21 protein-coding genes are annotated in these 21772 nt (G+C 32.6%); 4 read left to right on the forward strand and 17 right to left on the reverse strand.

The window, feature by feature from the left end; all coding sequences use genetic code 11:
• Positions 1 to 255: 255 nt before the first annotated feature.
• From typA to FC55_RS01035, 4 genes are all read right to left on the reverse strand, one after another.
• Positions 256 to 2097 carry a translational GTPase TypA gene (typA, locus tag FC55_RS01020; RefSeq protein WP_003700020.1) on the reverse strand — a complete coding sequence of 614 codons (1842 nt, stop codon included), beginning with the start codon at positions 2095 to 2097 and terminating at the stop codon, positions 256 to 258.
• A 126-nt stretch (positions 2098 to 2223) separates the two neighbouring features.
• Entirely contained in the window at positions 2224 to 3003 is a 780-nt protein-coding gene (locus FC55_RS01025) for an inositol monophosphatase family protein (protein ID WP_003700019.1), read from the reverse strand.
• 9 nt (positions 3004 to 3012) lie between these two features.
• Entirely contained in the window at positions 3013 to 3288 is a 276-nt protein-coding gene (locus FC55_RS01030; protein WP_003700018.1) for a UPF0223 family protein, read from the reverse strand.
• 10 nt (positions 3289 to 3298) lie between these two features.
• Positions 3299 to 4183, reverse strand: coding sequence for a Rossmann-fold NAD(P)-binding domain-containing protein (locus tag FC55_RS01035; protein WP_003700017.1), 885 nt, complete (start codon positions 4181 to 4183; stop codon positions 3299 to 3301).
• A gap of 155 nt (positions 4184 to 4338) precedes the next feature.
• On the opposite strand from FC55_RS01035, the gene def reads away from it, so the two are divergent.
• Positions 4339 to 4899 carry a peptide deformylase gene (def, locus tag FC55_RS01040; RefSeq protein WP_003700015.1) on the forward strand — a complete coding sequence of 187 codons (561 nt, stop codon included), beginning with the start codon at positions 4339 to 4341 and terminating at the stop codon, positions 4897 to 4899.
• Positions 4900 to 5004: 105 nt separating this feature from the next.
• Here the strand turns inward: def and FC55_RS01045 are convergent, their stop codons facing one another.
• A complete protein-coding gene (locus FC55_RS01045; protein ID WP_003700014.1) occupies positions 5005 to 5508 on the reverse strand; it encodes a hypothetical protein in 504 nt (167 codons plus the stop codon).
• 206 nt (positions 5509 to 5714) lie between these two features.
• Here FC55_RS01045 and FC55_RS01050 point away from each other — a divergent pair, with 206 nt between their 5' ends.
• Positions 5715 to 5930 (forward strand): DNA-directed RNA polymerase subunit epsilon, encoded by a 216-nt coding sequence (locus FC55_RS01050; RefSeq protein ID WP_003700013.1) that lies wholly within the window; start codon positions 5715 to 5717, stop codon positions 5928 to 5930.
• Positions 5931 to 5934: 4 nt separating this feature from the next.
• Positions 5935 to 7611, forward strand: coding sequence for a ribonuclease J1 (gene rnjA, locus FC55_RS01055; protein ID WP_003700012.1), 1677 nt, complete (start codon positions 5935 to 5937; stop codon positions 7609 to 7611).
• Positions 7612 to 7689: 78 nt separating this feature from the next.
• Here rnjA and gndA read toward each other — a convergent pair whose 3' ends face one another.
• From gndA to rpsO, 8 genes are all read right to left on the reverse strand, one after another.
• Positions 7690 to 9111: an NADP-dependent phosphogluconate dehydrogenase gene (gndA, locus tag FC55_RS01060; RefSeq protein ID WP_003700011.1), complete on the reverse strand. Its 1422-nt coding sequence runs from the start codon at positions 9109 to 9111 to the stop codon at positions 7690 to 7692.
• A gap of 108 nt (positions 9112 to 9219) precedes the next feature.
• Positions 9220 to 10446 (reverse strand): ATP-dependent Clp protease ATP-binding subunit ClpX, encoded by a 1227-nt coding sequence (gene clpX, locus FC55_RS01065; RefSeq protein WP_003700010.1) that lies wholly within the window; start codon positions 10444 to 10446, stop codon positions 9220 to 9222.
• Positions 10447 to 10660: 214 nt separating this feature from the next.
• Positions 10661 to 11971, reverse strand: a complete 1311-nt coding sequence (gene tig / locus FC55_RS01070; RefSeq protein ID WP_003700008.1) for a trigger factor — start codon at positions 11969 to 11971, stop codon at positions 10661 to 10663.
• A gap of 199 nt (positions 11972 to 12170) precedes the next feature.
• A complete protein-coding gene (tuf, locus tag FC55_RS01075; protein ID WP_003700007.1) occupies positions 12171 to 13358 on the reverse strand; it encodes an elongation factor Tu in 1188 nt (395 codons plus the stop codon).
• Between the two features lie 347 nt (positions 13359 to 13705).
• Positions 13706 to 14593 (reverse strand): outer membrane protein assembly factor BamD, encoded by an 888-nt coding sequence (locus tag FC55_RS01080; RefSeq protein ID WP_003700006.1) that lies wholly within the window; start codon positions 14591 to 14593, stop codon positions 13706 to 13708.
• A 51-nt stretch (positions 14594 to 14644) separates the two neighbouring features.
• A complete protein-coding gene (locus tag FC55_RS01085) occupies positions 14645 to 16342 on the reverse strand; it encodes a ribonuclease J (RefSeq protein ID WP_003700005.1) in 1698 nt (565 codons plus the stop codon).
• Between the two features lie 18 nt (positions 16343 to 16360).
• Complete coding sequence (gene dapA / locus FC55_RS01090) at positions 16361 to 17233, reverse strand: 4-hydroxy-tetrahydrodipicolinate synthase (protein WP_003700003.1); 873 nt, start codon at positions 17231 to 17233, stop codon at positions 16361 to 16363.
• Positions 17234 to 17372: 139 nt separating this feature from the next.
• Positions 17373 to 17642, reverse strand: a complete 270-nt coding sequence (rpsO, locus tag FC55_RS01095; protein ID WP_003701713.1) for a 30S ribosomal protein S15 — start codon at positions 17640 to 17642, stop codon at positions 17373 to 17375.
• Positions 17643 to 17945: 303 nt separating this feature from the next.
• On the opposite strand from rpsO, the gene rpsT reads away from it, so the two are divergent.
• Complete coding sequence (gene rpsT / locus FC55_RS01100; protein ID WP_003699999.1) at positions 17946 to 18200, forward strand: 30S ribosomal protein S20; 255 nt, start codon at positions 17946 to 17948, stop codon at positions 18198 to 18200.
• 336 nt (positions 18201 to 18536) lie between these two features.
• Here the strand turns inward: rpsT and rplS are convergent, their stop codons facing one another.
• The 4 genes from rplS to trmD all read right to left on the reverse strand — a co-directional run bounded on the left by rplS (position 18537) and on the right by trmD (position 21772).
• Entirely contained in the window at positions 18537 to 18893 is a 357-nt protein-coding gene (gene rplS, locus FC55_RS01105) for a 50S ribosomal protein L19 (RefSeq protein WP_003701743.1), read from the reverse strand.
• A 116-nt stretch (positions 18894 to 19009) separates the two neighbouring features.
• On the reverse strand, positions 19010 to 20440 hold the full coding sequence (locus tag FC55_RS01110; RefSeq protein WP_003699996.1) for an APC family permease: 1431 nt from the start codon (positions 20438 to 20440) through the stop codon (positions 19010 to 19012).
• The gene (locus FC55_RS01115; RefSeq protein WP_003699994.1) at positions 20437 to 21033 is read right to left on the reverse strand and encodes a GNAT family N-acetyltransferase; all 597 of its coding nucleotides are present in this window, start codon (positions 21031 to 21033) and stop codon (positions 20437 to 20439) included. Before FC55_RS01115 ends, FC55_RS01110 begins: the two co-directional genes overlap by 4 nt.
• Positions 21020 to 21772, reverse strand: coding sequence for a tRNA (guanosine(37)-N1)-methyltransferase TrmD (trmD, locus tag FC55_RS01120; protein ID WP_003699993.1), 753 nt, complete (start codon positions 21770 to 21772; stop codon positions 21020 to 21022). The genes FC55_RS01115 and trmD overlap by 14 nt, the downstream gene beginning before the upstream one ends.

Raw genomic sequence — 21772 nt, forward strand, 5'->3', positions numbered from 1 at the left:
ATTATTGTCATCAATTTCTTTAAAAATAATTAAAAATAATCAAAAAAACTTAGTTTCTAATTGTTTCTTAACTTAAACATGTGATTGGTACGTCCCAATTAAGAAAACGCTTTATGTCGCGTAAATACATTGTGTATCAAACATTTCATCAATCTAATGCTTTACTTCTATACATTATAGTTACTTATATTATTATAATTTTATATCCGTATAAATAAGAAAAAGCCCGTAAATACTTACGAGCTTTTTTCTATATTATTCTGTTGCTTTCTTAGCTTTTTTAGCAGCCTTTTCACGCGCATTTGTTTCCAAAATACGTTTACGTAAACGTATGGATTCTGGTGTAATTTCTAGAAGTTCATCTTCATTCAAGAATTCTAGAGATTCTTCCAATGTCAAATGTGTTGGTTTCTTAATTGTTGCTGTTTGGTCTTTTGTAGCAGAACGAACGTTAGTCATGTTCTTACCCTTTGTAACGTTGACAGAAATATCACGTTCACGTGAAGATTGACCTATAATCATACCTTCATAAACTTCTGTACCTGGATCTACAAAAATAGTTCCACGACCTTCAACACCCATAATTGCATATGTTGTTGTTTTTCCTTGATTAATTGATACTAATGCTCCATTACGACGACCTGGTTCCCATCCTCTAATAACTGGTTTATATTCAGAGAATGTATGGTTTAAAATACCGTATCCACGAGTCATTGACAAGAATTGTGAATCGTATCCAATTAAGCCACGTGTTGGCGTAGAGAATTCTAAACGTGTTTGACCATTATTACCAGTTTCCATGTTCAACATTTCACCTTTACGTTGAGCCATAGAATCAATAACCGCACCAGAATATTCATCAGGTGTATCAATAACAACACTTTCAAATGGTTCAGAAAGCTTACCATCAATTTCTCGATAGATTACCTTAGGACGAGATACAGCTAATTCGAATCCTTCACGACGCAATGTTTCAATTAAGATAGATAAATGTAATTCCCCACGACCTGATACAGTCCAAGCATCTGGAGATTCTGTATCTTCAACTTTTAATGAAACATCAGTATGAAGTTGAACTTTCAATCTATCTTCTAGCTTACGTGCAGTAACATTATCACCTTCACGTCCAACAAATGGAGATGTGTTAGTCATAAATGTCATTTGTAATGTAGGAGGATCAATACGAAGCAATGGTAATGCTTCTGGATGATCAACAGGACATACAGTTTCACCAACGAAAATATCTTCCATACCAGAAACTGCAATTAAATCGCCAGCTTTAGCTTCTTGAATTTCCAAGCGTTTCAAACCAAAGAAACCAAATAACTTGGTTACACGGAAGTTCTTTTGAGAACCATCAAGTTTCATAACTGTTACTTGATCACCAACTTTGATCTTTCCACGGAATACACGACCAATACCTACACGACCAACAAATTCGTTATAATCAAGCATTGCCACTTGGAATTGAAGTGGTTCATCTGAGTTATCAATAGGAGCAGGAATCGTATTGATAATTGTATCAAAAATTGGATTCATTGTATGTTCTTGTGTCTCAGGATCAGAATCAAGAGAAGTTGTACCATTCATTGCAGAAGCGTAGATAACTGGGAAATCTAATTGATCTTCATCTGCTCCTAATTCAATGAATAAATCCAATACTTCGTCTACTACTTCTTCTGGACGAGCACCTGGACGGTCAATTTTATTAATAATAACAATTGGTGTTAAATGTTGTTCAAGAGCTTTCTTCAATACAAAACGAGTTTGTGGCATAGTACCTTCAAATGCATCAACAATTAAAAGTACACCATCAACCATTTTCATGATACGTTCAACTTCTCCACCAAAGTCAGCGTGTCCAGGTGTATCTAAAATATTAATTTGTTTATCTCCATACTTAACAGCTGTATTCTTGGAAAGAATTGTAATACCACGTTCCTTTTCAAGATCATTGGAATCCAAAGCACGATCGCCAATGTCAGTATGTTCATCTAATGTATCTGATTGCTTAAGTAATTCGTTAACTAAGGTTGTTTTACCGTGGTCAACGTGGGCAATAATTGCAACGTTACGAATATCTTCACGTCTTTTCAAAGCTATTTCTTCCCTTCAAAAAATTTTTTAGCACAAAAAGCTTTCATTAATTCATGAAAACAAATTACTCTACTTTCATTTACTTATATTAAAAATGCTGTGGTTCAACCACAGACTTACTCTTATCTATATAGAAATGAGTTTTGTAATATCTTTTTCAGCATTCTTTGTAGCTACTAATACAACTTTTGATGATAACATATTAGTTTCTTTTACGTCAATTGTTTCAACAACTAAATCTAATGTTTCAGCTAAAATTTTTCCAGCAGCCAAATCCCAAGGGCGTAATGCTGACGCATAACAAATACATCTTCCTGTTAAAACATTAATAAATTCTAGACCAGCACAACCGTACATTCTTAAACCAGCACTAGCATCTACTACTCTTCTAAAACCATAGCTATCATTCATGACAAAAGGTCTACAAAGTTGTACTAAACCTTCACTTAAAATACTATCTGTTGGAGTTGCAAGCTGATAATCGTTGCAATAAACGGCATCATATACCGGTCCACCCCAATATAGTTCATCCCTTATAATGTCATATATATATCCTAAAAGCGGACGGTTATTATAATATACGGCAATCATACTTGCAAAATTACGCTTTTGCTTAACAAAATTCATCGTACCGTCAATTGGATCTAAAATAAAAACTAGCCCTTCCATATTTGTAAGCGGATGTATTTTTGAAGTTTCCTCTCCTAAAATCTTAGCTTCTGGGTATGCATTTTGTATTTGTTGAATATAAAATCTCTCAACCTCTTTATCAACATTCGTCACTAAATCTGTCGGTCCACTTTTCGTTTCAACATCCAAGCTTAAATTGAAACTATCTAATATTATTTCCCGAGCTTTTCTTAGCCAATCTTTAACGTTAGCATCAATGCCTTGAAAATCTCTCATAAAATTCCACTATCCTTTTACAAATTTTTTCTCGTTTTCTTTAACTTTCTTTACTGATTGATAAATACTATAACCCGAAAGTTTTTCATATTCTCTATCTAGACTTTTTTGAAGCATTTTAGATGGGGCTACTTTCAAAAAATCTTGATATTTCTCCAGAAATTTCTCCCTATTCACCCCATTAGTATTATATTTTTCAACTTCTGCATAAAATTCACAAGCAATTATAATTTCCTCCGTACTCCAATCAGGTAGTAACGGATAACTGTAATTTTCTTTTACCATTTGTTAAACCTCATCTTAATTTATATCTATCTAACTCATCATTAATAGCTTTTTTTACCTCATTTAAAGCATCTTGCTCATCTTCTGTATAATTCACTTTTATTAATTCTATAACTCCCATCTTTCCAACTAATACAGGTGAACTATAACTTTCAATCTCTTCATTCCTACTATGAACCAGAGGTATTATAAACTGTTCGGAAGTATCCATCGCCATTAATATCTTATTTAATACAGAAGAAAAAATTAACTTTCGAGTCTTTTCAGCTAATCCTTTATACTCTTTAGATATCTCTTGCATATTTTTTATACTAAACATATTTTTTTCTTGCACTATTAAACTCATAAGTGATGCTTCAGCGACTCTACCCTTACTCCACAAAACAAAAGACTTATCTCTAGTTCCAATTACACTCGTCTGAATATAATTACTATTAATTCCTAATTTCTTTGCAACCATTCTAGCTACAACTTCTGATTCTATAGAAGTTCCTAATCCCAACACTTGTCTAGATGAAAGCCCTGTGTATTTTAAAATTTCATTAATCAATAAATAGTCCTTATTACTATCTAATACAACTATACCATTAAATCCATTGGCTACAGCTTCAGTGACCACTTTTTGGATCCAACTATTCTTTTGAGCAAAATTATCTCTATCCACATCAATTGAAAGTAGCATCATGTCAATTTCATCCCAATTTACAGTTTCATTTATATAAAAATAAAAATTAGGTGATAGCAGACGTGAACACTCTACCAAATTATTTATTTCATCCTGAATATCAGTATCATTAATTTGCCAATTAAAATATAACTTAGTGTTATTATTTATGCCTATTTTCAGAAAGTCCAGTACGCTTTCATTATATCCATAATATACTATCTTCTGCATTAATCATTTTACTCCTTTCTTTATATTTTATTACTACTATTCTACCATATAATTAGATATAGTAACTTTTTTTGACTTAAAACTATTAATATGCTATTACAGAAAAATTGTGATATCATAAGTGTATTAAATCATATTATTGGAGGTCTTTTCTGTTGATTACAATGGATAACATTATTCGTGATGGAAATCCAACTCTAAGAGCCAGAGCAAAAGCTATCGAATTTCCATTAAGCGAAGAAGATAAAAAATTAGCACACGATATGATGGAGTTTCTCGAAAATAGTCAAAATCCTGAAATTGCCAAAAAATATCATCTTCGTGCGGGTGTTGGTTTAGCAGCTCCTCAAGTAGATGTTTCTAAAAGAATGACTGCTGTTTTGGTTCCAGGTATTGAAGATGATGACGAACCAATTTTTAAACATGTTCTGATCAATCCTACAATTTTAAGTGAATCCGTTCAATTAGCAGCACTTGGTGAAGGTGAAGGTTGCCTTTCAGTTGATCGTGATATTCCAGGATATGTCCCTCGACACGATCGTATTAAACTTCGCTGGTATGACCTAGATGGAAATAAGCATGTTGAAAGACTTCGTGACTACCCTGCAATTGTAGTTCAACATGAAATTGATCACTTAAATGGTATTTTATTCTATGATCATATTAATAAGGAACAACCTTTAACCGTTCCAGAAGGTACTATTATTTTAGAATAAAATAAATCTCAAAAATAATTTTATACAAGCAAAAGATCGATAAAGATTAATGTTTTAATAACTTAATCTTTATCGATCTTTTATTTTTTACTTGATGATTCTCCACTATTTCTTAAAACCAGGCTCTAACTTTTCAATATCATTTAAATACTTATACGTTGCCTCATTCATTATATACGCTACATCTATATGCAGTATATTTTCTAGCTGCCAAATATCTGATACTATAAATGGAGGTTTATTAGCCATATTTTGAATTTTTTTCTGTTTTGCATAATCAAATAATTTCTTTTCTAGTAATTCCTTCAAAGCATTTAGTTTCTCACTGGAAAATTTTTGATTCTGAATCAATTCTACTGAATATTCAAAAACCATCACATCTTTTCCCCAAACGTCAGATACTACTGCTATATCCCTTATATTTTTGTGATTATTCTGATTAAACCATTCTAGATCTATCTCATTTATCGATTTATACATAGCGTCGTCAGTAAGCTTTCTACTTCTTGCTTGTAATCTTTTCAATTCCTTGTTTTTTATGTAATACTGTATAACAACAATAATTACAATGAAAACTATCGCAGTTAATATAACTAACCAAAATTTCATATCATCAGCCTCTTTCTACAAAGCTTCCTCATTTTTAAGTATATCACAGTCTATTGTCTAATTTTTATATGTTTTGTCTAAGTTCTATACTTAATTTGCTTGTTATGCTAAAATGTACTTAACTATTGTGTAAAGCAATCTTTGTTCGGTTAAATAATTTTTTGTTATACACTATTGTGTAAATTCATTTTAAAGGAGAAGTTTTAATGACTTTTAAAGTATATTATCAACCATCAAAAAAATCTAATCCAAAGCGTGAAAATACTCATGTTATGTATTTTGAAGCTAAAGACGAAGTTGAAGCTCGTCATCTTGTTGAAACACATTTTCCAGAATGCAATGTTGAATTTATTGAAGCTTTGGACGAAGCTACACTTGAATATGAAAAACAAAGTGTTAACTTCAAACTCACGGAGTTTTAGTTAAATGAAAAAACTAAATGTTAAAAATAATGAGACTGCTGTTTTTGCAATCGGTGGTCTTGGAGAAATTGGAAAGAATACTTACGGTATCCAATTTCAAGATGAAATCATCGTAGTGGATGCTGGTATCAAATTTCCAGAAGATGATTTGTTAGGTATTGATTATGTTATACCTGACTACTCATATTTAATTGCAAATCAACAAAAAATTAAAGCTTTAGTTATCACACATGGACATGAGGATCATATTGGCGGTATTCCTTATTTACTACAAAAAATAAATGTACCTGTCTATGCTGGCCCTCTTGCACTTGCATTGATTAAAAGCAAACTAGAAGAACATGGACTACTTCGCACAACTGAACTTCATGAAATAGATGAAGACTCTATTCTAAAATTTAGAAAAACGACAGTATCTTTTTTTAGAACAACACATTCTATCCCTGATACTTTAGGTGTGGCTGTCAAAACACCTTCTGGAACAATTGTATGTACAGGAGATTATAAGTTCGATCTTACTCCTGTTACAAATCAGCCACCTAATTTACAAAAAATGGCAAAATTAGGTGATGAAGGTGTGCTTTGCCTACTTTCTGATAGTACTAATGCTGAAGTTCCTAACTTTACTAAGTCAGAACGCTGGGTTGGCCGTTCTATTCGTCGTATATTTGAAAAAGTCGAAGGCCGTATAATATTTGCTACTTTTGCCTCTAACATTTCGCGTGTACAGCAAGCTACATCTGCAGCTATTGCTCGTGGTCGTAAAATAGCTGTTTTTGGACGTAGTATGGAAGCTGCAATTGTAAATGGTAGAGAACTTGGTTATTTAGATATTCCTGACGATGCTTTAGTTGATGCTAGAGAAATAAGTAGTTTACCCGCTAATAAAATTATGATTCTATGTACAGGATCTCAAGGAGAACCTATGGCAGCTTTGAGTCGTATAGCTAATGGTACTCACCGTCAAGTATCTATTCAACCCGGTGATACTGTAGTATTCTCTAGTTCTCCTATTCCAGGAAATACTACCAGTGTAAATAAAGTTATTAATGAGTTAGAAGAAGCTGGAGCTACTGTTATTCATGGTAAAGTTAATAATATTCACGCCTCTGGACATGGTGGTCAAGAAGAACAAAAACTTATGCTTCGCTTGATGAAACCTAAGTACTTCATGCCTGTCCATGGTGAATACAGAATGTTAAAAATTCATACTGAGTTAGCTGAGAAGTGTGATGTTCCTAAAGAAAATTCATTTATTCTAAAAAATGGAGATGTTTTAGCACTTACAAAGGATTCAGCAAGATATGCAGGCCACTTTAATGCTGGTGATGTCTATGTTGACGGTTCTGGCGTTGGAGATATTGGAAATGTTGTACTTCGAGATCGTCGTTTACTTTCAGAAGAAGGTCTAGTAGTTGTTGTAGCAACCATAGATATGCAAAAGCGCCAAATTATTGCCGGCCCAGATTTATTATCACGAGGTTTTATCTACATGCGTGAATCTGGCGATTTAATTAATCAAGGTCGTCGTCATCTTTATCGTTCTATTAAGAGAGAACTTAAAAATGATAAAGTTTCTGAAGCTCAAATTAAAAATACTATTATCTCTGATCTGCAAGAATTTTTATTTGAACAAACAGAAAGACATCCTATGATTTTACCAATGCTTGTTACAATATAATTTAGATATATTAAAAACGGTATAAGAACTATTGTTAATAGTCCTTATACCGTTATTTTATACTATACATCTTAATAATTATTCTTCATGATACCATTCGTAATGGTAAATACCTTCACGATCAGTACGTTCATAAGTATGTGCCCCAAAGTAGTCACGTTGTGCTTGAATAATATTTGCAGGAAGATGTGCAGATCTATATTGATCATAATATGTGATAGCACTAGAAAATCCTGGGCAAGCAACACCTGCTTTAATTGCTAAAGCAGCAATATCACGGACATCATTTTGATATTCTTCAACGATTTTCTTGAAGTAATCGTCTAACATCAAATTCTTTAATTCAGGATTCTTTTCATATGCATCAGTAATCTTTTGTAAGAATTGAGCACGAATAATGCAACCTTCACGCCAAATCTTAGCCATATCGCCATAATTTAGGTTCCAGTCATAATTTTCAGATGCTACTCTTAATTGTTCAAAACCTTGAGCATAACTCATAATCTTACTAAAGTATAATGCACGACGAATTTTTTCTACTAATTCTTTCTTATTTACGTCACCTAAATCAAATTCCGGATTAGGTAAAACTTGACTAGCAGCCACACGTTCATCTTTCATTGCTGAAATATAACGAGCATATACAGATTCTGTAATTAATGATTGAGGTACTCCTAATTCTAAAGCACTTTGAGAACTCCACTTACCAGTACCCTTGTTGCCAGCACGATCTAAAATAACATCTACAATTGGTTTACCCGTACCCAAATCATCTTTACGAGTTAAAATATCGGCAGTTATATCAATTAAATAACTCTTCAGCTCGCCATCTTTCCATTCATTAAATACGTCAGAAATTTCATCATTTGATAAACCTAGTAAGTTACGCATCAAGTTATAGCTTTCAGCAATAAGTTCCATATCACCGTATTCAATACCGTTATGAACCATCTTAACATAGTGACCTGCTCCGTTAGGTCCAACGTAAGTTACACAGGCTTCACCATCTTCAGCCTTAGCAGCTATTTTCTTCAAAATTGGTTCTACTAAATCATATGCTTCTTTTTGTCCACCTGGCATTAAAGAAGGTCCTTCTAACGCACCTTTTTCTCCCCCAGATACACCCATACCGATAAAGTTAATACCAGAATTATCTAGTTCTTCATTGCGACGCATAGTTTCTTGGAAGAATGTATTTCCACCATCAATTAAAACATCACCTTTATCTAAATGAGGCAATAATGACTTAATTGTTGCATCTGTTGGAGCACCCGCTTTAACCATCAAAATAATTCGACGAGGTGTTTCTAAAGAATTAACAAAATCTTCAATCGTATAACTAGGTACTAAATTCTTATCAGGATGATCAGCAACTACCTTTTCAGTTTTTGATCCTGTTCTGTTATAGATAGCAACACTGTATCCACGACTTTCAATGTTTAAGGCTAGGTTTTTACCCATAACAGCCATACCAACAACACCAATTTGTGGTTTGCTCATAATAAATATCCTCCTAAATTATCATATACAATTTCAACATGTAAATTACAATAGTATTCTAACAAATATCATATCATGGTGCAATTAATTAAATATACATAAAAATGCTTATTTTACTATTTCAGGTTTACTCTTACCATCAACAGTATCTTTTGTAATAACTACCTCTTTAATATTATCTTCGCTAGGAATGTCAAACATAATATCTCTCATAGTAGCTTCAACAATGGATCTCAAACCTCTGGCACCTGTGTTTCTTTCAATAGCTAAATGCGCAATTTCCTTAACAGCATCATCTTCAAATTTTAATGATACATCATCAAACGATACTAATTTTTGATATTGCTTAATTAATGCATTCTTAGGTTCTGTTAAAATTCTCACTAAATCTTCTTCAGTAAGTTTTTCAAGTGCTGTAAGAATTGGCAAACGACCAATAAATTCAGGGATTAATCCAAACTTTAATAGATCTTCAGGAATGATTTGTTGCATTAAACTCTTATCAGGATCATATTCCTGCTTAGAATCTACACCAAAACCTATTGTTTTGTCTCCTAAACGATTTTTTACCATTGTTTCAATACCATCAAAAGCTCCACCAACAATAAATAGAATATTTGTAGTATCAATTTGTATAAATTCTTGTTGTGGGTGCTTACGGCCACCTTGAGGAGGAACATTAGCTATTGTACCTTCAAGAATCTTAAGTAACGCTTGTTGTACACCTTCACCAGAAACATCACGCGTAATTGATACATTTTCAGATTTCTTAGCAATTTTATCAATTTCATCTATATAAATAATGCCTCTTTGAGCTCTTTCTACATCATAATCAGCATTTTGTAAAAGTTTCAATAAAATATTTTCAACGTCTTCACCAACATAACCTGCTTCTGTTAAAGTTGTTGCATCTGCAATTGCAAATGGTACGTTCAAAATTCTAGCTAAATTCTGAGCTAAGAATGTTTTACCAGAACCTGTTGGTCCAACAAGACAAATATTACTCTTTTGTAATTCTGTTCCATCATCATCTGACAATGAAGCATTAACACGTTTGTAGTGATTATATACAGCAACTGCTAATGTTTTCTTAGCTTCTTCCTGTCCAACAACGTATTGATTTAAAGTATCAACAATTTCATGAGGAGTAGGAACATTAGTAAAATCTTTTTGTGCTTCTGCTTTTGTTTCTGTATCAATAATTGATTGTGCTAATTCTACACATTCATTACATATATACACTCCTGGTCCAGAAATCATACTTTTAACTTGATCTTCTGTTTTTCCACAAAAAGAACATGTCGCAGGAGTCTTATTATCTTCATTTTCAAACATCTAAAAATCTCCCTACGTGTTTTTTATTTCATAAGACTGCCTTTATTTTAGCAAACAATAGTGCTAAACGCCATTAACATGACTTAAAAGCTACTTATCTTAATTTATTAATAAAAAAAGTGCCAATAGATTTTCATCCATCAGCACTTCTATAACTAATTAGTTCTGTAAAAGTTATACTTTCACCTACAGAAAATCACTAAGGAAGTCTTAATTATTCTTCATCCTTTTTAGCATCACGAGTTTGCTTTGCAGAATCAGCAATTTCATCAACTACTTTTCTAACTGCAATATCATGCTTCAGCATATCATCAGATAAAGCAGAACGAACTGCTGCTTCATCCATTTGATATTGTTCAGCTAAACTCTTAATTTCAGCATTGATTTCATCTTCAGATGGTTCAATCTTTTCAGCCTTAACAATTGCTTCAAGAACAAGATTTGTTTTAACGCGCTTTTCAGCACCTTCTTCAAATTGTTTGTGCAAATCATCTGCTGATGTACCTGTTAATTGGTAATACATATCAGCACTGATACCTTGATTTTGCATACCTGCTAAGAAGTTATCCATTTGACGATGTACGTCGTCCTCAATCATAACAGCTGGAATTTCACCAATTGTTGCATTTTCTACAGCAATATCAAGTGCTTCTTCTTGAATTGCAGCTTTAGCTTCAGCAACTTTTTGATCTTTCAAACGATCTTTAATTTTTGCCTTTAATTCTTCAAGAGTTGCAACATCTTCATCAACATCTTTTGCAAATTCATCATCTAGTTCTGGTAATTCTTTTGTCTTTACTTCATGAATCTTTGTATCAAAAACAGCTTCTTTACCAGCTAGATCTTTTGCTTGATAATCTTCTGGGAATGTTACAGTTACAGCAACTTCTTCACCAGCTTTGTGACCTACTAATTGATCTTCAAAACCTGGAATAAATTGACCAGAACCTAATTCAAGAGAATGGTTTTCACCTTTTCCACCATCAAAAGCTTCTCCATCGATCTTACCTTCAAAATCAATAACAACAGTGTCACCTTGTTCTGCTGGTTCATCTTCTTTAAGAACTAATTCTGCTTCTTGTTGTTGTAATCTATTCAATTCATTTTCAATATCAGCTTTCAAAACACGTGTTGGGTGCTTTGTAACTTCTAAATCTTTATATTGACCTAATTCAACTTCAGGTTCAACAGTAACTTTTGCAGTTAATACCCATGCAGCATCTGATTCCATTGATTCAACATCAATTTGTGGTTGATCAACTGGATTGATATCTGCTTCTTTAACAGCATTTGAATATGCTTCAGGTAATAAATCATTTAAAGCTTCTTGATATAATGCTTCTTCACCATACATCTTGTTGAAGATTTGGCGAGGAACTTTACCCTTTCTAAATCCAGGTACATTTAAAGATTTCTTTACACGATTGAAAGCAGAATTCAAGCCTTCTTTAATTTTTTCTGGAGCAATTTCAAAAGTTAATTTACCTTCGTTTGTTCCGTCTTTCTTTTCCCACTTTATAGACATCTTATTCCCTCCGAATAATTATTTTTAATAATTACTTAGTAATTGCATACCTATTAATTTTAACGTAGATAATCAAAATTGTAAATGTTTAGAGTGTAAAAAAGTTAGTAAATACATCTTTTTACACAAAAAAAGAAGGTTGGAAAACCAACCCTCTTTCTTGAAAGTTAACAAAATGTCAACATTACGTGAAATCTTATTAGTCGTCGATTTCAGAAACCACACCAGCACCAACTGTACGGCCACCTTCACGAACTGTGAACTTAAGACCTTTTTCAATAGCAACTGGAGCAATCAATTCTACTGTAAATGTTACGTTATCACCAGGCATAACCATTTCTACACCTTCTGGTAATTCGATAACACCAGTAACGTCTGTTGTGTGGAAGTAGAATTGTGGACGATAGTTAGAGAAGAATGGTGTATGACGACCACCTTCGTCCTTTGTCAATACGTAAACTTCACCTTTGAATTTCTTGTGAGTTTGGATTGAACCTGGCTTAGCCAAAACTTGTCCACGTTCAACTTGTGTACGGTCAACACCACGAAGTAAAGCACCGATGTTATCGCCAGCTTCACCTTCGTCAAGTGTCTTACGGAACATTTCAACACCAGTAACAGTTGTCTTAACAACGTCATCCTTCAAACCAACGATTTCAACTTCGTCACCAACTTTAACTGTACCACGATCGATACGACCAGAAGCAACAGTACCACGACCTGTGATTGTAAATACATCTTCAACAGGCATTAAGAATGGCTTGTCTGTAGGACGTTGTGGAGTTGGAATGTATTCGTCAACTGTGTCCATTAATTCCATGATTTGTGCTTCAGCATCTTTGTCGCCTTCAAGAGCCTTCAAAGCGGAACCACGAATAACAGGAATATCGTCACCAGGGAAGTCGTATTCAGATAATAAATCACGAACTTCCATTTCAACTAAGTCAAGTAATTCGTCATCGTCAACCAAGTCGCACTTGTTTAAGAATACAACAATGTATTCAACACCAACTTGACGAGCAAGTAAGATGTGTTCACGAGTTTGTGGCATAGGACCATCAGTAGCAGCAACAACTAAGATAGCACCATCCATTTGTGCAGCACCAGTGATCATGTTCTTAACGTAGTCAGCATGTCCTGGAGCATCGATATGTGCATAGTGACGCTTTTCTGTTTCATATTCAACGTGAGCTGTGTTGATTGTAATACCACGTTCACGTTCTTCTGGAGCAGCGTCGATAGAAGCGTAGTCAGAAGCTTCAGCCAAACCTTTTTCAGCTAAAACCTTTGTAATTGCTGCTGTTAAAGTTGTTTTCCCATGGTCAACGTGTCCGATTGTACCGATGTTTACATGGGGTTTTGTTCTTTCGTAATGTTCTTTAGCCATTAAAGAAAACCTCCTAAAAATTTGCAAGAAATATCGTATAATACGATAAACCTTTGTTTTTATTATACTACTTCTCTAAAAGAAAACCAAGTGTGATATCTATTAAAGAAGAATTCTCTAAATATTATATATATATAGAATGATTTTGTAAACAAAAAAATTATAATTTTTTTGAAAATAATTCATTGTTACAAACTCCAGCATTCGATAAGTATTATTACTATTCCTAAAAAACTTTCAGTCATACTTATCAAACGTTATGAGTTTATCATCACACAATAAAATATGCAATCTTTTTGCATACTTTATTTTCATCTATTTTGATAATGTATACATAATTAGTTGATTCACAGATTATTCCATTGTTCGATGTAGTCTTCTAATTTCTTCGAAAAAGCCAGTTCCTGTTCATTTAGAACTTTAAACTCATCATTACATAGTAATATATATATTAAGTTTTGTTCTAAATTCTGTTCAATATCATTGAATGGATACAACACCATTAACTTTAAAACTATCTCCTTCCATTTCAAATCTTTCTCAAAGTCATTCATTGGTAATTGTTTAAACTCTTTATAGATTTTTTTATAAATTTTATATTCTTTTATTTCTTTCAATTTTTTTACATCTAATGTTTTGACAGTATTTTTATAATCTGTATATTGTACTGTTTCTTCTAAATTTAATTTTCTATAATCATCTAGTATGTTACTTTTTAAAAGTGGATGTATGTTGGAATCTATTAATATTTTTTTAGTATTTATGAAGAAATCATCTACACTTAATCCATAGGCATCTTTCAGTATTTTTCTTTGTTGAAATAAAGGAAAAATACCTAGATAACTTAGCTGTTTCATTAGCTCAAGTTTTGAATTCTTATTTAAGTAATCTGTTAATAGTGTTTGCTGATTCTTATCAAATTCTTTTTGTTCACTTTCTGTTGTATATTCAAATATATTATTTGATAACTCTTGCAATTTTACATTCATCCCTGCAAAAATTGCTGCTTTTTGATACTTCTTGAATTTCTCATTGTCAATAATATACTGTCTTATATATTCGTTTGCTGTTTCATATGCAGCAATATAGTCCTCTATTTTAAGAAATACTAAAAATAAAAAATAATTTGTCCTAAATGTTTTCTTTTCTAGATACTCTTTTTCTAGTAATTTTCTTGCTTTTGTATAATCTTTATTTTTATATGCTTCTTCAGCTTGAAAATATAATTCACTCAAATTATCACCTTATAAAAAAGTCGTTGAAAATTTGTTCAACGACTTTTAATATTAACCTTTCTTTTTCTTCTTAGAAAAATGATTATTTTGATTTATTTCCATAATTACTGGTAAAATAACTGGATGACGCTTTGTTTGCTCATACAAGAAATTATTCAAATTTTCTCGAATATCTTGTTTTAATTGGCTCCAGTCAAATTCCTTATTATCCAAATCTCTTTGAACAATCTTAGCTACAATATCCCTACTTTCAACCATCAAATCTTTACTTGTTTTAATATATACGAAACCACGAGATGTTATTTTAGGAGTATCAACAATCTTCCTCTTTTTACGATCAATAGTAACCACAGCAATAAAAATTCCATCTTCTGATAGGATTTTTCTATCTCTCAAAACAATATTTCCAATATCCCCAACGCCAGTTCCATCAATCATAGTGTTGCCTACTTCTACACTTGATGAAATTGTCATCTCATCTTTCTTATATTCTAAGACATCACCTTTTTTGAGTAAAAAGATATTTTCACTAGGAATCCCTAGTTCTCTAGCTAATTCTGCATGCGCAGACAACATTCTATATTCACCTTGAACAGGAATGACGTAACGTGGTTTTACCAAGTTCATCATTAACTGCAAATCATTCTTACTTGCATGACCTGAAGAATTTAATTCATCAAAAATAGCTTTAACGTCTGCTCCTGAGCGATATATCATGTCTCTAGTTCTTGCAACCTTAGTTTCCATAGCATGAGATGGAGTAGTTGTAATAAATACCAAATCTCCTTCATGTAGATTGACAAATCTATGTCTACCCATAGCCATTTTTTGCAATGATTTTAATGGTTCTCCAGAACGTCCAGTTTCAAGAATTACAATTTCATCATCATTGTAGTCGTTAATTTTTTTAATAGGTATGAGTAAATCCTCTTCCGGCAATACTAATTTATTTAAACGCATTGCAGTTTTAACAACTTTTTCTACATCATGTCCAGTAAGAGCCACTTTTCTATTATTAGCTGCAGCTGCATTAAAAATTTGTTGTACTCGTAAAATATTTGAAGCTACGCAGGCTACAATAATTCTTCCTTTACGATATTCAAAATTTTCACTAATAAAATCATATATTGCTCGCTCATTAACTGTTTCTCTAGGATTTTCAGCATTGGCTGACTCACTTAATAAAGCTAGCACACCTTCACGACCAATTTCAGTTAATCTTGCATAATCTGTTCGATAACCTTTTTCTGCAGACTGATCAAATTTAAAGTCTCCAGTATAAACAACATTTCCATTTTCTGTTTTAATAACCACACCCAAAGACTCTGGAATAGAATGTGTAGTTTGAAAAAATGATATCGTTGCATTTTCAAAATCTATTTCTGTACTCTCATCAATTACATGAAAATCATCGAATTTTCTAGCATCTTCTTCATTTTCACATGCAATTTTAGCTAGTTCAATTGTTAATTCTGATCCAAAAACTGGCACATCAAATTCACTAACAAAATACGGTAGCGCTCCTATGGCATCTGCATGACCGTGTGTTAAGAAAACACCCACTATTTTACGTGAATTCTCTCTTAAATATGAAAAATCAGGAATAACAAAATCTATACCTAATAATTCATTTTCTGGATATTTTAATCCACAGTCTAAAATAAATATTTCATCATCAACTTCGACAGCATACATGTTTTTTGCATTTTCACGTACCCCACCTAGCGAGATGATTTTTATATCACTCATATTTCCACCTCTTAATTATTAAATTTTTAATTTTTTAAATAACTCATTTTCTTCGTTCTTATCAAGTGAAACAATAGGTAAACGGCATCCTCCAACGTTATAACCAATTTTATTCAAAGCAGCTTTAACTGGACTAGGTGAAGGATAAGAAAAAAGTGCTTCAGCCTTTGGTATTAAATCTCTCATAATTTTTCCAGCCATGGATACGTCTCCAGATTCTAAACTAGAATACATTGTCTTCATATTATCACCATAGATATGACTAGCAACTGAAATAATACCTTGCCCACCTAAAACTCTAGCAGATAGTGCTTCAGCATCTTCTCCTGAATAAACTAGAAAATCTTCTGGAACATTTTCTACTATTTTAGCTATATTTTCGACACCCGTACAATCTTTAATACCTATGATGTTATCATGTTGAGCAAGTTCAATAATAGTATCAACTTCCATGGTTACTCCTGTTCTTCCAGGAATGTTATAGATTATAATAGGTAAATTACTATAGTCCGCGACTTTTCTAAAATGAGCAATCATACCCTTTTGATTAGGTTTATTATAATAAGGTACCACAACTAAAGCAGCATCAACACCATCAATATCAGCCACTTTATTAGTATAATCTATTGTTTGTTGTGTATTATTTGATCCAGTCCCCACCATTAATGGTACTCTACCATCAATAAATTTCACAGAATCTTTTATCAATTGTAATTTTTCGTCTTCACTTAAAGTTGGTGCTTCACCAGTTGTTCCTGAAACAAGAAGACCTTCTGTACCATTATCAAGTAAGTAATTAATAAGATTTTTTGTTCTTTTAGAACTATAGTTACCTTCATCATCAAAAGGTGTAACCATCGCAGTCAAAATATGAGCATTTCTAAAATTCATGATAAAATCTCACTCCAATTTTCATTCGTTCTTTAATATTCTAATAGTTAATTATAGCATACTTTATATATCGTGACGTATAAAAAAAGAGCTAGTATAAAACTACTAGCTCTATAGAGTATGCAATTACTTTCAAAAATTAACGACGTAAGCCTAAACTCTTAACAAGTTCACGGTAACGTTGTACATCTGTGTTACGTAAGTATGCTAAAAGGTTACGACGATGACCAATCTTCTTCATCAAACCACGGTAAGAAGCATAATCCTTCTTGTGAGCTTTGATATGATCGTTCAATTCGTTAATATCAGCTGTTAAAACTGCAATTTGTACTTCTGCAGAACCTGTATCTCCTTCATGACGAGCATACTTCTTCATAATTTCGTTTTTCTTTTCTTGTGAAATAGCCAATGTATTTCCCACCTTTCATAATAGTTGCCTTAATCCGAGATAAGACGACGGTGACCCGCCAAACTCAGTAAAAAGGTCATATTTGTATTCAACATACTAGAATAGTTTACAAGATATTTATTAAAAATGCAATACTTATAAGCTATCTTCTAAAAAATTATTTATTATATTAGCATGTCAAGGAATTTTTCTTGACATCTACGTATTTTTTTATTGCATTGTTTTGAACGCTCTTGTATAATGATAAATGTTGAAAAATTAGCTTGTCTTTATTAGAAGCTATAAATCGGAGGTGAAAAATTCATGCCAATTATCAAATCTGCTATTAAACGTGTTAAAACAACTGAAAAAGCTAATGCAAAGAACTCATCTCAATTAAGTAAGATGCGTACTGCTGTTAAGAAATTTGAAAAAGCTAAAACTGCTGGTGCTGACAACGTTGAACAACTTTTCAACGAAGCAGTTTCTGCTATCGACAAAGCACAATCTAAAGGTTTAATTAAAGCAAACAAAGCTGCTCGTGATAAGTCACGTATGGCTGCTCGTTTAGCTAAATAATTGACTTAAAAAACTGGCGAACCGAATTTTTTGGTTCGCCAGTTTTTTTCTTTTAGAAAATTGTAAATGTTAATCTTAGTAATTCTATTACTGATATTTTTAGTTTTATTATCAAATCATTTTCTTACATTATTGTTGGTCATGAAGACTCTAAGATGTTAGGACAAATTTATTTGCATGTGACCCAAAAAGCAAAAAACAACTTGAAAGTAAACTTGATTTTTTATAGTTTGCCCCCAAATTACCCCCCCTTTCGCTTATTTTTTAATAATTTTACCATTCATTATATTAAAGAATAAAAAAAGAAACCCTGCAACAGCAAGGTTTCTAACGTTTTTAGCCACGACGACGTTCTGGAATACGAGCTGCCTTACCGTGTAATGCACGTAAGTAGTATAATTTAGCACGACGTACACGACCGTGACGAGTAACTTCAATTTTATCAACACGTGGTGTATGTAATGGGAAAGTACGTTCAACACCAATACCGTTACTAATCTTACGAACAGTATATGTTTCACTGATACCTTCACCACGACGCTTAATAACTACACCTTCAAAAATTTGGATACGTTCACGTGAACCTTCAACGATTCGAGCATGAACACGTACTGAATCACCAGCACGGAAATCTGGAATATCATTACGTAATTGAGATTCCGTAATCTTTGCGATTAATGGATTTACTGACATTAAAATCTTTCCTTTCACCGACATTCATGTCCAGTTGCAGCGGAATATCGTTATTATATGGCAAATAAGCCAATTAATAAAATACCATAATTTACTATAAAAGTAAAGAATAAATTTTATTTTTTATTCAAATTTGAATGATGCATCCCATATACAAAATAAATAACAATACCTATTATAAACCAAACCAACATTAGTAGTTTTGCATCAATATTTAAATTCCAAAATATTATAATTGACACTAATGCTGAAATAGCTGGTAACAAAGGATATCCTGGCATTTTAAATTTAGCTTCAGGTAGGTCAATTCCTTCTCTCTTTCTCAGAGCATAAATCCCTATTGAAACAAAAATAAATGCCACTAAAGTTCCCGCTGATACTAATGTTGCAAGAAAATCGAATGAAAAAAAGGAGGCTAATATTAATGCACCTAATGAAATTGACCATAAAGCATTTTTAGGAACATGTTTAGTATTAATTTTCCCTAATTTTGAGGATAAAAGCCCGTCTCTACCAAATGAATAAATCAACCTAGATGAAGCCAATAAAATACCTATTAAAGCAGAAAATATACCTATTATAGCTACTAAAGATAATAAATTTGCTGTAAAATAATGTCCTGCTTTTCTTAATGCAAAAGCTGCTGGTTCAGCATTACCAGCATAAATACTATATTTAAACATTCCGACTAATACTAGGGAAACTAGTACAAAAAATCCTGTTCCTAAAAATAGAGTCCCTAATAATCCCTTAGGCATTGTTTTCTGTGGATTAATAGTTTCAGCTGTATTTGCTGCAATAGCATCAAAACCAACATAAGCAATGAATATTTGTGATGCACCTGCTAAAATACCCGTTAAGCCACCAAAATGAGTTCCAGCTTTATGAGCAGGAATAAATGGAACATAATTATCAGGATGAATAGCCGTTGCTCCCACTGCAATAAAAATAATAATTACTATTAATTTTAACATTACTATTCCATTTTCTATCCTGGCAACTTGCTTTACACCTTTTGACAATAAGACAGTAACTAACAAAATTGCAAAAGCCGCCAAAGCGTCAAAAATCTGTCCAGTATTAGGATTAAAACCCCCACTAAGAGCTACTGGCAAATAAATACCCATACTTTTTAAAAATCCTTGCATATATGCAGACCAACCTGAAGCAACAAACGCTACAGAAATAAAATATTCTGCTAATAACGCCCAGCCTGCAATCCAGCCAAAGAATTCCCCAAAGAGTACGCTTATCCATGAAAAAGCAGATCCAGCAAACGGCAAAACAGAAGCCATCTCGGCATAAGCAAGTGCCGAAAGTCCAGCACCTATTGCTCCTATAATAAATGCCAACGGGACAGCAGGACCTGTATATTCAGCAGCCACGATACCTGGTAAAGTGAATATAGCAGTGCCTACTACCATTCCAGTTCCCAGACCAATTAAATCTAGAGTTCTTAAACTAGGAATTAATTTTGAATCTTTCGCTGCATATAGTTTAGGATTTTGCTTTTGCGTTATTTTTTTCCAAAATGTTTTCTTATTCAAGACATTAACTCCTCAAAAGTAAATTTTTCCAATAATTTAGAAATTTCTATCACTTTTCCAGGTTTAAGATTATGTTCTCCTAAAGATTTTTCCATCCAACTCATATCAAACCATTCATCAAATTTATATCCACTGTTATGGAAGGTTCCTACATGTCTGTAGCCTAATTTTTCATGAAATAAGATACTTCCTTTGGTTACATACTTGCTTTCTTTACTTGGATTAGTTATACAAGCATTTACATTTAAAATACCTTGCTTCTTTAAAAGATTCTCCAAAGCTCTATATAATTGCAAACCTAACCCTTTACCTCTACTATTTTCATCAACATATATAGATGTTTCTACGGACCAATCATACGCTTCTCTATTTTTAAAAGTGTTAGCATAGGCATATCCCATAATTTTACCATCTATTTCTGCTACTATATAAGGATACTTTTTTACTATACTAGCTATCCTATTTTTAAACTCTTCTAATGTTGGCACCGTATATTCAAAAGTAATAGCTGTATTTTCCACATATGGGCGATAAATTTGCAAAATTCTTTCAGCATCATTTAAATTAACCAATCTAATTTTAGCCTTTTCCATGAATTTTCACATCCTTATCCCGTTCAAATTCTCTTAACCATTCTTTTTCCTTATCAGAAAATTCATACTCTTCCAGCAAATCCGGCCTTCTTTGATAAGTTCTTCTTAAAGATTCTTTTTTTCTCCATTCAGCAATCTTTTGATGATTCCCACTCAATAAAACTTCTGGGACTTCCATTCCTCTAAAATTAGATGGTCTTGTATATTGAGGATATTCCAACAATCCCATTGAAAAAGAATCACCTGAAGCCGATTCATTGTTTCCCAAGACATCTGGTAACAATCTTACGGTAGCATCAATAACTACCATTGCACCGAGTTCGCCACCAGTAAGGACAAAATCACCTAATGAAATTTCATCTGTAACCTTTGCTCGTATTCTCTCATCATATCCTTCATAATGCCCACATATAAAAGTTAAATGATCTTCTTTAGATAGCTCTTCAGCAACACTCTGATCAAATTTTCTTCCAGCTGGATCAAGTAAAATAACTCTACCTAAGTTACCATTTTTCTCTTCAATATTATCTAAAGCATCGTAGATTGGCTGTGCTTGCAACAGCATTCCAGCTCCTCCACCGTATGGATAATCATCTACATGATTTTGTTTATTAGTAGTAAAATCCCTAAAATTTGTTACCTCTATGTCTAAAATATCTTTTTCTACTGCCTTACCAACAATTGATTCTGTCAAAGGGCCAAACATTTCTGGAAATAAACTTAAAATATCTATCTTCAT

It is taken from the genome of Ligilactobacillus salivarius DSM 20555 = ATCC 11741 (genome assembly GCF_001435955.1).
GTDB lineage: Bacteria > Bacillota > Bacilli > Lactobacillales > Lactobacillaceae > Ligilactobacillus > Ligilactobacillus salivarius.

What these genes read in the sequence shown, in the direction of transcription:
- FC55_RS01025 (WP_003700019.1), bottom strand. Translation starts at nt 3,003, where the DNA reads ATGAGAGATTTTCAAGGCATTGATGCTAACGTTAAAGATTGGCTAAGA.
- FC55_RS01030 (WP_003700018.1), bottom strand. Translation starts at nt 3,288, where the DNA reads ATGGTAAAAGAAAATTACAGTTATCCGTTACTACCTGATTGGAGTACG.
- FC55_RS01035 (WP_003700017.1), bottom strand. Translation starts at nt 4,183, where the DNA reads ATGCAGAAGATAGTATATTATGGATATAATGAAAGCGTACTGGACTTT.
- FC55_RS01045 (WP_003700014.1), bottom strand. Translation starts at nt 5,508, where the DNA reads ATGAAATTTTGGTTAGTTATATTAACTGCGATAGTTTTCATTGTAATT.
- FC55_RS01050 (WP_003700013.1), top strand. Translation starts at nt 5,715, where the DNA reads ATGACTTTTAAAGTATATTATCAACCATCAAAAAAATCTAATCCAAAG.
- rnjA (WP_003700012.1), top strand. Translation starts at nt 5,935, where the DNA reads ATGAAAAAACTAAATGTTAAAAATAATGAGACTGCTGTTTTTGCAATC.
- gndA (WP_003700011.1), bottom strand. Translation starts at nt 9,111, where the DNA reads ATGAGCAAACCACAAATTGGTGTTGTTGGTATGGCTGTTATGGGTAAA.
- clpX (WP_003700010.1), bottom strand. Translation starts at nt 10,446, where the DNA reads ATGTTTGAAAATGAAGATAATAAGACTCCTGCGACATGTTCTTTTTGT.
- tig (WP_003700008.1), bottom strand. Translation starts at nt 11,971, where the DNA reads ATGTCTATAAAGTGGGAAAAGAAAGACGGAACAAACGAAGGTAAATTA.
- tuf (WP_003700007.1), bottom strand. Translation starts at nt 13,358, where the DNA reads ATGGCTAAAGAACATTACGAAAGAACAAAACCCCATGTAAACATCGGT.
- FC55_RS01085 (WP_003700005.1), bottom strand. Translation starts at nt 16,342, where the DNA reads ATGAGTGATATAAAAATCATCTCGCTAGGTGGGGTACGTGAAAATGCA.
- dapA (WP_003700003.1), bottom strand. Translation starts at nt 17,233, where the DNA reads ATGAATTTTAGAAATGCTCATATTTTGACTGCGATGGTTACACCTTTT.
- rpsT (WP_003699999.1), top strand. Translation starts at nt 17,946, where the DNA reads ATGCCAATTATCAAATCTGCTATTAAACGTGTTAAAACAACTGAAAAA.
- rplS (WP_003701743.1), bottom strand. Translation starts at nt 18,893, where the DNA reads ATGTCAGTAAATCCATTAATCGCAAAGATTACGGAATCTCAATTACGT.
- FC55_RS01115 (WP_003699994.1), bottom strand. Translation starts at nt 21,033, where the DNA reads ATGGAAAAGGCTAAAATTAGATTGGTTAATTTAAATGATGCTGAAAGA.
- trmD (WP_003699993.1), bottom strand. Translation starts at nt 21,772, where the DNA reads ATGAAGATAGATATTTTAAGTTTATTTCCAGAAATGTTTGGCCCTTTG.